The organism is Paractinoplanes aksuensis, assembly GCF_024137025.1.
Classification (GTDB): Bacteria; Actinomycetota; Actinomycetes; order Mycobacteriales; family Micromonosporaceae; genus Actinoplanes; species Actinoplanes aksuensis.
In genome coordinates, this window is the sequence record NZ_JAMYJR010000056.1 from 38,260 (window position 1) to 52,477 (window position 14,218).

Genomic DNA, 14,218 nt, shown 5'->3' on the forward strand with positions numbered 1-14,218 from the left:
GCCCTCAAGGCCAGAGCGGCACGGCCCGCTCGGCCGCGTCCAGGATCGGCCCGGCGTCCATGTCGATCCGGGTCTCGGCGATGCCGTACGCCGGCCACTCGCAGACGAACGTCACCGGGCCCGGCGGCGGTAGCGGCCACACCCAGAAGCCCATGTCGTACCGCCGTCCACCCCCGCCGCCGCCGTTCTGCAGCAGCAGCGGCGCTGCTGGTTCGGCATCCGGGGGCAGCGCCGGGAATCCGAGGTTCGTGGCCACCCCGCCGTCCGCGAACTGCACGCCCACCCGGAAGAACTCGTCGGACACCGGCTCCTCGAAGAGCTCGCGGTGGAACCCCAGCCGGAAGACCCGCCCCCGCCGGTCCTCCTGGCGCAGCACAGCCGTGATCGAGAAGGTGAATCCGTTCGGGTACGCGGTGACCCGGCTCAACCCGACGGCCGCCTCACCGCCCCGGGCCAGCACAACTTCGACCGGCACGGCGGCCCCCAGCACCGTCTCGGGCTTGGCCCACGACGGCGGCGGCTGCTCCTCCGGCTCCGGTTCGTCGCGCTCCGGCGGCGGGAACTGCTCGAAGAATTTCATGCCATCTCTATACCCCAGGGCATAGGCCGATCTCCGGCTCGCGCCGGATCCGGGGGGCGCCGGCCGCTGACAGGATTTGCGGCATGAAGAACAGCCTCTGGCTCCGCCGCATCGTCCTCGGCCTGGCCTGCCTGCCGCTCGCCACCATCAGCGTCCTGCACACGATGGGCCGCACCGACGACTTCGGGATCCTCGGCGAGTGGTACGTGATGCTCCCGCTGGCCGCAGCCGGGTTCCTGGCCTGGACCTTGATCGAGAAGGCGTGGATTCGGGTCGACGAGGCCTCGGCCGAGGTGGCAGCATCCCCTGGTGCGACCGCTGCGGATCATCAAGGGTGACGCGACCAGCCCCCAGGCCAAGGGCCCGAAGCTGATCGCACACGTCGGCAACGACATCGGCGGCTGGGGCAAGGGTTTCGTCCTGGCCGTGTCGCGCCGCTGGCCGGAACCCGAGCGGGCCTACCGCCAGTGGCACCGCGCCCGGGCCGGCAACGACTTCGGGCTCGGCGCCACCCAACTGGTCCAGGTGCGTCCGGATGTCTGGGTCGCCAACATGGTGGCTCAGCGCGGCACCCGCACCGGCAGCAACGGCCCACCCATCCGGTACGACGCGGTCGAGCGCTGCCTGGCCACGCTGGCCCGGCACGCCGGCGACCTCAACGCCTCGGTCCACCTGCCGCGCATCGGCTGCGGTCTGGCCGGCGGCCGCTGGGAGCGCATCGAGCCGCTGGTCGTCGCCGCCCTCTGCGCCCGCGACATCGACACCACGGTCTACGACTACGACTGAGGCGCCGCCTTGGGCATGATCCGCCGTTCGCCGGTCTCGGCCATCGCGTGCAGTATGCCGCCGGCCAGCGGGATCAGGCGGGCCAGGCCCGGTTTCCCGTTGCGCCGGGCCAGTTCGGGGCCGAGCCGGTTCATCAACCGGGTCAGCGCGGGCAGCGGCCGGATGAACAGCGTGATCTCGGTGATCAGCCCGTCCTCGCCCAGGCGCAGCCGCTGGGCCTCGTGCAGGCGGGTCCCGCCGACAGTCGCCTCGTAGAAGAGCGCCACCGTGCGCCCCTCAGCGATCTGGTCGGTGTAGACGATGCCGTCGATCTCGGCCAGAGCGACCTCGAGCAGCTCCCGTACCTGGTCGCGCCCGCGGAAGGTGAACTGGTCGGTGATCGGCGAGATCAACTCGATGCCGGGGCTCAGGGCGGCGACCGCGGCGGCCGCGTCACCCGTCTCACCGGCGGCCCGCCAGGCGGCAATGGCTTCGTACGGCTCCGGCATGACTACTCCTCGTCGACAGGCGGGCGGGCTCCACTGTAGGGAGCCTCGTCACATCCCGCCCACCGGGAAGACAGGAAATTCGCAGGTCCGCAGGTCGAGGACCGCCCGGCGACGGGTTTCCCGAGAGTGGCCGATCAGTCAGACGTTTTCGGTTGATCGTTGATCTGCTGGGGTAGGGGCCTGATGATCCTGTAACGCGAAAGAGGGGTACGACGTGCCGGCCCAAACTCACGACATCGAGGACCTTCGGGTCAACAGCCGGATGTACGACGCCGTCATCGAGGAGATCGACGGGCGCCGGATCCGGATCGGCCAGGACTGGCTGGTGGACTGGGCGTCCTGCAACTATCTGGGCTTCGACCTCGACGAAGAGGTCATCCAGGCGGTCGAGCCGCAACTGCGCCGCTGGGGCACCCATCCCAGCTGGTCGCGCATGCTCGGCAGCCCCAAGCTGTATCCGCAGCTCGAGGAGCGGCTGAGCGAGCTGCTCGGCGCCGAGGACGTGCTGCTGCTGCCGACCATCTCGCAGATCCACCTCGGCGTGATCCCGGCCCTGATCGGGAAGGGCACGCTCATCATGGAGAGCCGCGCCCACCGCACCATCTACGACGGCTGCGTGTTCGCCCGCGGCCAGGGCGCGACGATGAAACGTTTCCGCAGCGGCGACCTCGACGAACTGGAACGCCTGCTCGGCGAGGCCACGGAACGGCCGATCATGGTCTGCATGGACGGCGTCAACAGCATGACCGGCGACATCCCCGACCTGGCCCGATACGCCAAGCTGTGCCGCGAGCACGACGCTCTGCTCTACGTCGACGACGCGCACGGCATGGGGGTCATCGGCGAGCGCACCGCGGACGAGACCTCGCCCTACGGCATGCGGGGCAACGCGATCGTCAAGCACGCGGGCGAGACCTACGACAACATCATCCTGGTCGGGGGCTTCAGCAAGGCGTACTCGTCGCTGCTGGCCTTCCTGGCCCTGCCGACCGCCGTCAAGAACCAGCTCAAGGTGGCCGCGCCGACCTATCTCTACTCGGGGCCATCGCCGGTGGCCTCGCTCGCCACCGTCATGGCCGGCCTCGACGTGAACGAGAAGCGCGGCGACGAACTGCGGGGGCATCTCTACCGCCTGACCGAGAAACTGCTTTCCCACGTACGGGGAATGAACGTCCACACTTTGAACGTGCATGACACCCCGGTCGTCGAGATCCCGATCTCGCCCGAGCACGACCTGATCGCGGTGTCCGAGCGCCTGTGGGCGGCCGGCCAGTACGTCACGCTCGCCCCCTACCCGGGTGTCCCGCGCGACGAGATCGGCTTCCGCATCCAGCTCACCGCCGCCCATACCGAAGCTCACGTCGACACCTTGAACGCCGTACTCACCGACCTCGCCCGCGACGGCGCGCTACGTCCCGCCCTCCCCCAGCAACGCCGTCCCATCGCCTGACCCCCGGCGCGCCCGGGCATCGTGGCAAAATCTGCGCGTGCAGATCGGGGTGCTCGGGCCGTTCGAGGTTCGTACGGAGGACGGCGGCGTCGCCGACGTGCCGGGCGCGCGGCTGCGGGCCCTGCTCGTAGTGCTCGCGCTTCATCCCGGGCGGGTGGTGCCGAAGGCGACGCTGGTCGACTGGATCTGGGGCGAGCAGCCGCCCGCCGACGCCACGAACTCGCTGCAACGGCTGGTCTCACGGCTGCGCAAGGCACTGCCGGTCGAGGGCCACCCGACGGGCTACCGGCTGGCCGTGGCGCCCGACGCCGTCGACGCCGTGCACTTCGAACGGCTCGTCGCCGAGGGCCGGCCGCGCGAGGCCCTGGCCCTGTGGCGCGGCGCCGCACTGCAGGACGTGGGGCTCGAGGGCAGCGCGGCCTTCGACGCGGCGGTCGGCCGGCTCGAGGAACTGCGGCTGACCGCGCTCGAGGCCGGCGGCGTCGAGCTGATCCCGGAGCTGACCGACCTGGTGGCCGCCCATCCGTTGCGCGAGCGGCTGGCCGGGACGCTGATGCGGGCGCTCGCGGCGGCGGGACGCGGCAGCGAGGCGCTGCTGGTCTATCAACGTACGCGGGAAGCTCTGGCCGACGAACTGGGCGCCGACCCCTCGGCCGAGCTGTCGAGCCTGCATGTCGCCCTGCTGCGGGGCGAGGGCGAACCACGCAAACCCGAGCGCCGGACCAACCTGCGGGCCGAGCTGACCAGCTACGTCGGCAAGAGCGACGACGTCGCCGCCGTGCGCGCGCTGGTGGCCGGAAACCGCCTCACCACGCTGATCGGGCCGGGCGGCACGGGCAAGACCCGGCTGGCCGGCGAGACCGCCCGCACCCTGGTCGACGACCAGCCGGACGGCGTGTGGCTGGTCGAGCTGGCCCCGATCGGCCCCGACGGCGATGTGGCCCAGGCGACCATCGTGGCCCTCGGGCTGCGCGACGCCCTGCTCGGCGGCACGACCTCGGCCGACCTGACCGACCGGCTCATCTCCGCGGTCCGCGACCGGCAGGCGCTGCTGATCCTGGACAACTGCGAGCACCTGATCGAAGCGGCCGCGACGTTCGCCCACCGGGTGCTCGGCGAGTGCCGCGGGCTGCGGATCCTGGCCACGAGCCGGGAGCCGCTCGGCATCACCGGCGAGGCGTTGTGGCCGGTGGAGCCGCTGGCCTCGGCCTCGGCGATCGCGCTGCTGCGCGACCGGGCCCGGGCCGTGCGCCCGGACTTCGTGGACGACGAGGCCACCATGGCCCGCGTCTGCTCGGCCCTCGACGGCATGCCGCTGGCCATCGAGCTGGCCGCGGCCCGGCTGCGAACCATGACGCTGGACCAGCTGGCCCGCCGGCTCGACGACCGGTTCCGCCTGCTCACCGGGGGCAGCCGCACCGCGCTGCCGCACCACCGGACGCTGCGCGCGGTGGTCGACTGGAGCTGGGAACTGCTCACCGAGGCCGAACGGACCGTGCTGCGGCGGCTGTCGGTGTTCGCCGGCGGCGCCACCCTCGACGCGGCCGAACGCGTCTGCGCCGACCCGGACGTGTTCGACCTGCTCACCTCGCTGACCGAGAAGTCGCTGCTGGTCGTCACCGACGACGCCACCCCGCGCTACCGCATGCTGGGCACCATTTACGAGTACGCCGTGCAGCGCCTGGCCGAGGCCGGCGAGACCGGGTCCACCCGCCGGGCCCACCTCGACTGGTGCACGGAACTGGCCGAGACCGCCGACCCGCACCTGCGCCGCTCCGAGCAGATCGAGTGGCTGGCCGTCCTGGCCGTCGAGCACGACAACCTCGGCGCGGCCGTGCGCGGCGCCATCGCGGCCGGCGAGGCCCAGGCGGCGATGCGGCTCGTGGCCGGGGCCGGCTGGTACTGGTGGCTGGCCGGGCACAAGGCCGAGGGTCTCGAGCTGCTCATCGCGGCCACCGAGACCCCGGGCGAGGTCACCGACGAGGTCCGGGCCCTCGTGTACGCCCTGGTCGTGCACTTCGTCAGCTCGGGCCGCAGCGTGGACAACCGGCTGTCGGAGTGGGTTCACCGGGCGTACGAGATCGGGGTGCGCAGCCGCATGGGCGGGCCCTGGCAGGCCATCGTGGCCGCGCTGGAGCGAATGGAACGCATGCCGCACGATTTGCTCGCGGCGTGGGAACCGCTGCTCGACAACGCCGATCCGTGGGTGCGGGCGCTGGCCCGGTTGCACCTCGGCAAGTCGCGCATCGTGCTCGGTCACGCGGGCCGGGTCGCCGACGAGTACCTCCAGGCCGCGCTGGCCGAGTACCAAGCGCTGGGGGAACGCTTCGGCATCTGGTTCGCCCTGACCGAATTGTCGGAGCGGATGACCGTACGCGGGAACGTGGCCCTGGCCGCCCGCATGCTGGAGGAAGCCATCGGCGCCGTCACCGAACTCGGCTCGGTCGAGGATGTCATCCGCATGCGGGGCCGGCAGGCCCAATTGTGGTGGCTGCTCGGCGACGAACAGGCGTGCGCGGCCGCCCTGGCCGACGCCGAACGGCAGGCGGAACGGGTCACCTGGCAGGACGCGCTGGGCGAACTGGCCTTCTCGAAAGCCGAGCTCGCGCGCTGGCGGGGCGACGCCACCGCGGCCCGGCAGCATCTGGCCGTCGCGATGACCCTGCTGGGCGAGAACGCGCAGGGCCTGGCCGACGACCAGCTGGCCTACCTGGCCGACGACCTGGACGAGGCCCGCACCCGGCGGACGGCGGCCTTCCGCGCGATGACCGCGGCGCCGTACGGTCCTCTGCTCGCGCAGGCGCTGGTCGGAGTGGCCGACCTGGCCCTGCGCCAGGGCGACCCCGCGCAGGCCGCGCGCCTGCTCGCGGCGGCCACCGCTGTCCGCGGCCTGGCCGACAGCTCCCACCCGGACGTGGCCCGCATCGAACACGCAGTGCGCGGCAGCCTCGGGTTCTCCGAGGCTGCCGCGGAAGGTCAGCCGGCCGACTGGCGCCGGCTGGCCGAGGTCACGCTCGCTTCTTGAACGTCGAGGTCGACCACAGGTAGCCGACCAGGGCGATGCCCACGCACCAGGCGACGGCGGCGATCGCGCTTCCCGCCGACGGCGTGCCGGCCAGCAGCCCGCGCATCGTCTCGATGATCGGCGTGAAGGGCTGGTACTCCGCGAACTGCTTGATGCCCGGCCCCATCTTGTCGGCCGGCACGATCGCGCTGCTGAAGAACGGCAGCATGATCAGCGGCACGGTGGCCATGCCCGCCCCCTCCACGGTCTTGGCCGCCAGCCCCAGGGCAACCGTGATCCAGGCCGTGGCGAAGCTGGTCAGCAGCACCAGACCGAGCACGCCCAGCCAGTCCAGGAAGCCGCCCGACGACCGGAACCCGAGCGCGAAGGCCACCCCGACGATGGCCGCCACCGCGACCAGGTTGGTGGCGATGGTGGTGCTGACGTGGCCCGCCAGCACCGCGCCCCGCCCGACGTCCATGGCCTTGAACCGGTTGATGATGCCCTTGGTCATGTCCGAGGCGACGGCCGTCGACGTGCCGGACAGCCCGTAACAGATGGCCAGGAGCATCAACCCTGGCGTCGCATAGTCCACATAGTTCTCGCCTACATTGAACGCGTCCCCGAGCACGTAGACGAACATCAACATGATGACGACCGGGAACAGCACGGCGTTGAAGACGGTCGTGGGGTTGCGCACGACGTGCTTGAAGTTGCGTCGCAGCATGATCACCGAGTCGGTCATTTCACTACCTCCGCGCTGGAACGTCCGGTCAGGGCCAGGAAAACGTCGTCGAGGTCCGGTGTGTGCACCGAGAAGTCCTCGGGGTGGATCGTGTTGTCGTGCAACAGGTTGAGCAGCACCCGCACCGACTCGGTGCCGCCGTCGCCGGGCACCCGCAGGGTCAGCGTCTCGTCGTCCCGGGTGGAATCCGGGAACAGCCCGGCCGCCCGGTCCAGGTCGGCCGGCCCCGCGAACCGCAGCCGCACGTGGCCACCGGGAACTTGCCGCTTCAGCTCGTCCGGCGTGCCCTGGGCCACGATGCGCCCCTGGTCGAGCACGGCGATGCGGTCGGCCAGTTGGTCGGCCTCCTCGAGGTACTGCGTGGTGAGGAAGATGGTGACCCCGTCGGCCAGCAGCTCCCGGATGATGTCCCACATCGTGCGGCGGCTGCGCGGGTCGAGCCCGGTCGTCGGCTCGTCCAGGAAGATGATGCGCGGGTCGCCGACCAGCGTCATGGCCAGGTCGAGCTTGCGCCGCATGCCCCCCGAGTAGCCGGCCACCATCTTCGGCGCCGCCTCGACCAGGTCGAACCGCTCCAGCAGCCGGTCAATGACCGGTCCGGCGTCGGAGACCCGGTGCAGGTCGGCCATCAGCTGCAGGTTCTCGCGCCCGGTGAGCAACTCGTCGACGGCGGCGAACTGCCCGGTGACCCCGATCGCGCTGCGCACCGCCTGGGTCTCGGCGTCGACGTCGTGCCCGGCCACCCGCGCCGAGCCGCCGTCCGCCTTCATCAGGGTTGACAGCACGTTCACGGTCGTCGTCTTGCCGGCCCCGTTCGGCCCCAGCAGCGAGAAGACCGTGCCCGACGCCACCACCAAATCGATGCCGTCGAGGACCACCTTGTCCCCGAAGGCCTTACGCAGCCCCGAAACCTCAATCGCTGAACTCATGCCCCATACGATCGGGCCGACCCCTGTCACCACCCTGACACGCCTCTGACACGCCCCCTGTCACAGCACCGCCCGTGTCACCTGCCCACCGCCACCGCCCCGCCCAGCCCGACGCGCACCGAGCCGACCCCCACCGTCGCGCAACCTGGCCGAGGTTCGGGAGCGGGGGATGACCCACGCAGGGACCAAGCCTGATCGCAAGGACCGCCGTCCGGCTGGGCGTCGGGGACGTGTACCTCGAGGTAGTCGTGGCCGTCCTCGGGCGGGCTCGTCTGGTAGAGCTCGTAACACCAGCAATCGTGATCGCCGAGGTGGAAGGAATGCACCTCGAACGTCCGATCCTCGAAGCTCCAGGTGTCGAGGGTGAGAGCGAGGTCTCCGGTTACCGCCGGCGTCTCGGCGTTGGAGCGGATGTCGCCGGTCTCCTCGACCAACTCGATGAAGCGGGTCAGCTCGGGCCACGACAACGACGACCCGTCAGCGACCGCCACCCGGGCGCGGCTCGCGTCCACGGGCGTGAACGGGCCGTCGCCGGGGGTGGCGTCCGGAATGATCACGGTGAGGCCGGGGCCTTCGTAGTGCCATGCCTGTCCCGGCACCGAATACATGGAGACGAACTGCGGATCGGACACCCGGGCAGGATCTCAGGACGGCTCGGGGGCACGCCACGGCAATAGTGCGATGCCGGTCAGCAGGATCGCGGCCAGGACGGTGATGGCGGTGCGGGCCGACGTCAGCGCGGCCAAGGCGCCGGCGGCGGCGATGCACAGCGGCTGGACGACCTTGTTGGTGATGGACCAAGCCATGACGACGCGGGACATGTGAGTGTCGTCGGTGGCGTTCATGCGGTAGGTGGCGAACGTCGGGCTGAACATGCCGGCGAACAGCACCATCAGGAACTCGGCCGCGGTGACCAGGGCGAACCCCGTTACCGAAGCCGCCGGGGCCAGCGGGATCAGGCCGAGCCACAGGTTGCGCCCGACCCCGCCCAGCAGCAGCAACCGGTGCTCGCCCAGGCGCCGGCGGATCGGGCCGGCCAGCAGCGACCCCAGCACGCCGGCCACCCCGGAGACCCCGCTGATCAGGCCGTACTGCCAGGCCGGCAGCCCCAGGTCGCGCAGCACGAACACGGCCAGCAGCGGCACGAGGGCCATGATGCAGCCGCCGAAGATCATCGAGTTCCAGAACAGCAGGGCCAGGCCGCGGTGGGCGAAGATGTAGCGCCAGCCGCCGGTGATCTCGCGCAGCCAGTGATGCTGGGGCTCGCGGGTCGGCGGCGCCGGTTCCGAGTCGCGCAGGCCGCGCAGGGTCAGGGCCGACACCAGGAAGCTGATCGCGTCGAGCACCATCGTCGCGGTGGCGCCCAGCCACGAGATCAGCACGCCCCCGACGGGCGGGCCGGCCGCGTTGGCCGTCCACATCGTCGTCTCGAACTTGCCGTTGGCCTCGGCCCGGTGCGGGGCGGGCACGAGCGTACGCAATTGGGCTGTCCCGGCCGAGTCGAAGGCCAGCCGGGCCGCCATCTGCGCCACCGCCACCACGCACAACTGCCAGTAGCTGAGCAGCCCGGCCACGGCCGCCACCGGCACCGACACCACGGCCGCGAAACGCACCAGGTCGGCCGCGACCATCACCGGCAGCTTGCGGTGGTGCTCGATCCACGGCCCGAGCGGCAGCGCCACCACCGCGCTGACCACCCCGGCCAGCACCGTCAGCAGCGACACCTGGAAGTCGGCCACCCCCAGCACCAGCACGGCGACGATCGGCAGCGCCGAATACCCCAGGGCGCTGCCGAACTCACTCGTCGCGTAGGCCGCCCACCGGCGCCGGAAATCCGCCCGCCAACCAGCCGCCGCCACGCGGGCAGGCTACCGGGTCAGCCGCCCGTGATCGACCAGTGCCACGGCTCGGAGGGCAGGTTCACGAAGCCGTACGCCTTGGCGTGCAGCACCAGCCACTTGTAGGCCGGGCTGGACCGGGTCAGGGTCTTGCCGCCCGACGTGATGTCGACGGCCATCCCGAGCTCGTGCAGCGACCGCCCCGGCACCGCCGTGGGAACCCGGCAGGACGAGCTCGGCGCGGTCCACACGTCCGGGCAGCCGTTGATCTTCCGCAGTTCGATCTGGCGTTCCTTGGTGCGGAAACCGCCGCCCGAGATGGCGATGCCGTTGGCCCGGGCGTCGTCGACCATGCGCTTGAAGGCGTACGCGACGCTCTTGTGCACGGTCGTGCCGTAGACCGTCATCGTGTCGGCCACGACGAACCCGGGCCGCGTCTGGTTGACGACGTCCTTGCTCATGGTGGCGGCCTTGGTCGCGTAGTCGCCCGCGGTGGGCAGGGTGGCGATGCGGTTCTGGGTGACGGCCAGCGCGGCCGCCAGCGCCTCCCGGGCGGTGGTGGCGGCGGTGAGCGTGCCGGCGGCCGTACGGGCCGTGGCCTGGGCGGTCACCAGCGTCGTGGCCGCCGTCTGGGTCTGCGTCCTGCGCACGGCCAGGGCCCGGCCCGCGGCGGCGACCGCGTTCTTGGCCTTGGTCACCGCGGCCTTGCTCACCGGGCGCTTCTTCTGGGCCTTGGTCAGGTTCTGCTGGGCGGTGGCCAGACCGGTCTGAGCGCCGGCCTGCCGCGCCCGGGCCGCCGTGAGGCCGGTGCCGGCGCTGGTCACCTGGTTCTGGGCAGCGGTCAGGGCCGTGGTCGCCGCGGCCACCTCGCGGTTGCGAGTCACGGCCGCGGTCTGCTGCATCGTCAGGTTCGAGCGCAGGGTAGCCAGGGTCTGCTGGCGGGTCAGGCTGCGATACATCAGCGACCCCCACTCCTGGGCCACCGCGGGCGGCGCGGCCTGGACCGGGACCGGGTTGGCGCCGACCGCCAGCCCGACGGCGAGCGCCGCGAAGATCGGAGCGGTGATGGCCCGGCGGGCTCGGGCGCGAATCCGCGGATTCGGTCGGAGTTCCTGTCGTGTCGTCACCCGGAAGAGACTCCGGCCCCTCGGGTGCCCCTTCCGGTGCCGCCGGGTTGCTAAACCAGTGCGCGGGCCGCGGCCGCAGCTCGGTCGGCCACGTCGTCGACGGTGTCTTTACTGAAGAAGTGCTGCTGGATCAGGGAGGCGTAGCCGTGGGCGACGGCCAGGGTGGCCTCGAGCAGGCGCACGTCGTGGCCGGTGAGGTCGAGCATCGTGGTCATCAGGGCCCGGGTCTGCTCGCGGCGCGCGTCGTCGGGCAGCGCGTACAGCTCGGTGGCGAAGATGACATGGATGCCGGCGCCGGTGCGAACCACATATCTCACGTACGCCCCGGCCGCCGCGGCCAGGCCGTCGTCCGGGTTCGCGGCGACGGCCGTGAGCATGGCCTCGCGCAGGTCACTCGCAGCGGCCGCCGAGACGGCGCTGAGCAGGTGGTCGCGGTCGGGAAAGTGCCGGTACGGCGCGGCCGAGCTCACCCCCAGGCGGCGGGCGACGGCGGCGACCGAGAACTTCGACAGCCCGCACTCGGCGAGCAGCTCGAAACTCGTCCGGATCAGCGCGGCCCGCAGATCACCGTGGTGGTAGCCCATGTCCCTCCCCTCCGCTCGAAGTAGCAAGGTTAGCCGTCGCATCGATAATCGTTTGCCGGCCTTCGCGCGCGCTGCCACCCTCGGTTTCATGCAGCCCAGCCGACTCCGCATGATGCGCCCCGCTCCGGGGCTGTTCGGCGTGCGCTAGCACGAATCTCGACGACCAGGTCCCCGCCGCGCGAGGGCCTGGTTTCTCATCCGCCACCGGCCTTGCTGCGCGGCCGGGCGGAGGAGGAACCATGTCGTTCTATGTCACAACCGCCATTCCGTACGTCAATGCTGCCCCACACCTGGGCCACGCGCTCGAGTTGGTGCAGGCCGACGTGCTGGCCCGGCACCGCCGACAGCGCGGTCAGCGGGTGCGTTTCCTGACCGGCACCGACGACAACGCCCTCAAGAACGTCAGCGCGGCCCGCGCCGCCGGCGTCGACACCGCGACTTTCGTGGCCGCCAATGCCGCCCGTTTCGCCGCGCTGCGCGAGCCCCTGGCGTTGTCGTTCGACGACTTCATCGCGACCAGCACCGACCCGCGCCACGCGGCCGGGGTGCGACGACTGTGGCACCGGAGCGCCGAGGCCGGCGACTTCTATCGCCACAGCTACACCGGGCTCTACTGCACCGGTTGCGAACAGTTCTATACCCCGGCCGAACTGCCCGGCGGGCTCTGCCCGGAGCACGGGCAGGAGCCGGACACCGTACGGGAAAGCAACTGGTTCTTCCGCCTCTCGCGCTACCAACAGAGGGTGCTCGAAGTGCTCGAATCCGGTCAGGTGCGGATCGCGCCGGCGGCCCGCCGCAACGAGGTCCTCGCGTTCGTGCGGGCCGGGCTGGCCGACATCAGCGTCTCCCGCCCGGCCGCGCGGGCCGGCGGCTGGGGCATCGAGGTGCCCGGCGACCCGGATCAGGTCGTCTACGTATGGTGGGACGCCCTGGCCAACTACGTGACCGCCCTGGGTTACGGCACGGGCGATCCGGCGTACGAGAAATGGTGGCCGGGCGCCGCGGAACGGGTGCACGTGATCGGCAAGGGCATCGTGCGGTTCCACGCCGTGCACTGGCTGGCCCTGCTGCTGTCAGCCGGGCAGCCGCTGCCGACGACCATTTTCGTGCACGACTACCTCACCGCCGAGGGCGTCAAGTTGTCGAAGAGCCTCGGCAACACCGTCGACCCCACCGCGCTGGTCGAGCGCCACGGCCCCGACGCGCTGCGGTGGTGGCTGCTGCGCGAGGTCCCACCGGTGGGCGACACGGACTTCACCGTCGAGCGACTGGTGCACTGCGCCAACCGCGACCTCGCGCACGCGCTGGGTAACCTGGTCCACCGCACCCTGGCCCTGGTCCACAAGCGCAGCGCCGGGCAGGTCGCGGCCCCGCCGAGCGACGAGCCGGCCGGCGATCTGCCGGCCCGCATCGATCGCGCTCTGGGCGACTTCGACTTCCGCGCGGCGACCGGTGCGATCATCGACGTCGTCGATCGGGCCAACCGGTACGTCGAGGCCGAGCAGCCCTGGCGACTGACCCGGGACTCCGGCCTGGACGAGGTTCTGGCCACCCTCGTACACACCTGCGGGGTCCTGGCCGACGAGCTCGAGCCCTTCATTCCCAGCGGCGCGCGCCGCCTCCGGGAACAGCTCGGCGGCGGTCCGACCGGTCCCGTCTTCCCCCGCTGGGACTGATGTGAGTAGGCTCTTACATTGGTTGCAGATCTTCCACGACAGGGGCAACAGTGACGATCCGGCTCGGCTATCAGATCCCGAACTTCACCTATCCCGGCGTCCCGAACGAGAACCTGTTCGAGACCGTGGCCGCCCAGGCCCGCGAGGCCGAGGCGTCCGGCTTCGACACCGTGCTGGTGATGGACCACTTCTATCAACTGCCCGGCATCGGCGACCCGTCCGACAACATGCTCGAGGCCTATACGACGCTCGGCGCGCTCGCCTCGGCCACGTCGACCGTGCAGTTGTCGACCTTGGTCACCGGAAACACGTACCGGAACCCGGCCCTGCTCGCCAAGACCGTGACCACGCTCGACGTCGTGTCGAAGGGCCGCGCCGTGCTGGGCCTCGGGGCCGGCTGGTTCGAGCGCGAGCACCACGACATGGGCTTCGAGTTCGGCACGTTCGGGCAGCGCTTCGAACGGCTCGAGGAGGCGCTCACGATCATCACGCCGATGCTGCGCGGCCAGGAGGGCACCCTCGACGGCCAGTGGTATCAGGCCCGCAATGCCATGAACAATCCCCGCGTACGCGACACCGTACCGATCATGCTGGGCGGCTCGGGCGAGCAGAAGACGTTCCGGCTGGCCGCCCGCTTCGCCGACCACATGAACATCATCTGCGACCTGGACGTGCTGCCCCACAAGATCTCGGTGCTGCGGCAGCGCTGCGAAGAGATCGGCCGCGACCCGGAGACCCTGGCCACCAGCTTCCTGATCATGGGCATGGTCGGCGAGACCGAGCAGGAGGCCAAGGAACTCGGCGAGACCATCCCCGACGACCGCCGCAACCGCGCCTTCCTCGGCACCCCCGACCAGGTCGCCGAACAGATCAAGGAACGCGTCCTCGACGCCGGCGTCGGCGGCGTCTGCATCAACCTGATCCGCAACGGCCACCGCCCCGGCGTGGTCGCCGCGGTCGGCGCCGCCCTCAAGCCCCTCGTGGCATAGCCACCTCGGCGCCGGGCGTGAG

Annotated in this window: 14 protein-coding genes; 6 read left to right on the forward strand and 8 right to left on the reverse strand. The window is 71.1% G+C overall.

Annotated elements, in window-relative coordinates:
* Positions 1-4: 4 nt before the first annotated feature.
* A complete protein-coding gene (locus M1L60_RS42585) occupies positions 5-580 on the reverse strand; it encodes a hypothetical protein (protein WP_253243303.1) in 576 nt (191 codons plus the stop codon).
* 83 nt (positions 581-663) lie between these two features.
* Between M1L60_RS42585 and M1L60_RS42590 the strand changes: the two genes are divergently transcribed.
* Positions 664-918 (forward strand): hypothetical protein, encoded by a 255-nt coding sequence (locus M1L60_RS42590; protein ID WP_253243304.1) that lies wholly within the window; start codon positions 664-666, stop codon positions 916-918.
* Positions 890-1,366, forward strand: a complete 477-nt coding sequence (locus M1L60_RS42595) for a macro domain-containing protein (protein ID WP_253243305.1) — start codon at positions 890-892, stop codon at positions 1,364-1,366. Before M1L60_RS42590 ends, M1L60_RS42595 begins: the two co-directional genes overlap by 29 nt.
* Here M1L60_RS42595 and M1L60_RS42600 read toward each other — a convergent pair.
* On the reverse strand, positions 1,357-1,854 hold the full coding sequence (locus tag M1L60_RS42600) for a nuclear transport factor 2 family protein (RefSeq protein WP_253243306.1): 498 nt from the start codon (positions 1,852-1,854) through the stop codon (positions 1,357-1,359). The two genes, M1L60_RS42595 and M1L60_RS42600, sit on opposite strands and share 10 nt — an antisense overlap.
* Positions 1,855-2,068: 214 nt before the next feature.
* Here M1L60_RS42600 and M1L60_RS42605 point away from each other — a divergent pair, with 214 nt between their 5' ends.
* Entirely contained in the window at positions 2,069-3,304 is a 1,236-nt protein-coding gene (locus M1L60_RS42605; RefSeq protein WP_253243307.1) for an aminotransferase class I/II-fold pyridoxal phosphate-dependent enzyme, read from the forward strand.
* A 37-nt stretch (positions 3,305-3,341) separates the two neighbouring features.
* Positions 3,342-6,329 carry an AfsR/SARP family transcriptional regulator gene (locus M1L60_RS42610; protein WP_253243308.1) on the forward strand — a complete coding sequence of 996 codons (2,988 nt, stop codon included), beginning with the start codon at positions 3,342-3,344 and terminating at the stop codon, positions 6,327-6,329.
* Here M1L60_RS42610 and M1L60_RS42615 read toward each other — a convergent pair.
* The 6 genes from M1L60_RS42615 to M1L60_RS42640 all read right to left on the reverse strand — a co-directional run bounded on the left by M1L60_RS42615 (position 6,313) and on the right by M1L60_RS42640 (position 11,531).
* Positions 6,313-7,053, reverse strand: a complete 741-nt coding sequence (locus M1L60_RS42615) for an ABC transporter permease (RefSeq protein WP_253243309.1) — start codon at positions 7,051-7,053, stop codon at positions 6,313-6,315. The two genes, M1L60_RS42610 and M1L60_RS42615, sit on opposite strands and share 17 nt — an antisense overlap.
* Positions 7,050-7,982 (reverse strand): ATP-binding cassette domain-containing protein, encoded by a 933-nt coding sequence (locus M1L60_RS42620; RefSeq protein WP_253243310.1) that lies wholly within the window; start codon positions 7,980-7,982, stop codon positions 7,050-7,052. The genes M1L60_RS42615 and M1L60_RS42620 overlap by 4 nt, the downstream gene beginning before the upstream one ends.
* Positions 7,983-8,059: 77 nt before the next feature.
* Positions 8,060-8,614, reverse strand: coding sequence for a hypothetical protein (locus tag M1L60_RS42625; RefSeq protein ID WP_253243311.1), 555 nt, complete (start codon positions 8,612-8,614; stop codon positions 8,060-8,062).
* Positions 8,615-8,626: 12 nt separating this feature from the next.
* Positions 8,627-9,841 carry an MFS transporter gene (locus M1L60_RS42630; RefSeq protein ID WP_253243312.1) on the reverse strand — a complete coding sequence of 405 codons (1,215 nt, stop codon included), beginning with the start codon at positions 9,839-9,841 and terminating at the stop codon, positions 8,627-8,629.
* A gap of 17 nt (positions 9,842-9,858) precedes the next feature.
* A complete protein-coding gene (locus tag M1L60_RS42635; RefSeq protein WP_253243313.1) occupies positions 9,859-10,947 on the reverse strand; it encodes a M15 family metallopeptidase in 1,089 nt (362 codons plus the stop codon).
* A 50-nt stretch (positions 10,948-10,997) separates the two neighbouring features.
* Entirely contained in the window at positions 10,998-11,531 is a 534-nt protein-coding gene (locus tag M1L60_RS42640) for a TetR/AcrR family transcriptional regulator (RefSeq protein ID WP_253243314.1), read from the reverse strand.
* A gap of 239 nt (positions 11,532-11,770) precedes the next feature.
* Here M1L60_RS42640 and metG point away from each other — a divergent pair, with 239 nt between their 5' ends.
* Positions 11,771-13,207: a methionine--tRNA ligase gene (gene metG, locus M1L60_RS42645; protein ID WP_253243315.1), complete on the forward strand. Its 1,437-nt coding sequence runs from the start codon at positions 11,771-11,773 to the stop codon at positions 13,205-13,207.
* 50 nt (positions 13,208-13,257) lie between these two features.
* Positions 13,258-14,196 carry an LLM class F420-dependent oxidoreductase gene (locus M1L60_RS42650; RefSeq protein ID WP_253243316.1) on the forward strand — a complete coding sequence of 313 codons (939 nt, stop codon included), beginning with the start codon at positions 13,258-13,260 and terminating at the stop codon, positions 14,194-14,196.
* Positions 14,197-14,218: the final 22 nt, after the last annotated feature.

Bases quoted from the DNA above. Each gene is read 5' to 3' on its own strand.
- M1L60_RS42585 (WP_253243303.1), bottom strand. From the start codon at position 580: ATGAAATTCTTCGAGCAGTTCCCGCCGCCGGAGCGCGACGAACCGGAG.
- M1L60_RS42590 (WP_253243304.1), top strand. From the start codon at position 664: ATGAAGAACAGCCTCTGGCTCCGCCGCATCGTCCTCGGCCTGGCCTGC.
- M1L60_RS42600 (WP_253243306.1), bottom strand. From the start codon at position 1,854: ATGCCGGAGCCGTACGAAGCCATTGCCGCCTGGCGGGCCGCCGGTGAG.
- M1L60_RS42615 (WP_253243309.1), bottom strand. From the start codon at position 7,053: ATGACCGACTCGGTGATCATGCTGCGACGCAACTTCAAGCACGTCGTG.
- M1L60_RS42620 (WP_253243310.1), bottom strand. From the start codon at position 7,982: ATGAGTTCAGCGATTGAGGTTTCGGGGCTGCGTAAGGCCTTCGGGGAC.
- M1L60_RS42640 (WP_253243314.1), bottom strand. From the start codon at position 11,531: ATGGGCTACCACCACGGTGATCTGCGGGCCGCGCTGATCCGGACGAGT.
- metG (WP_253243315.1), top strand. From the start codon at position 11,771: ATGTCGTTCTATGTCACAACCGCCATTCCGTACGTCAATGCTGCCCCA.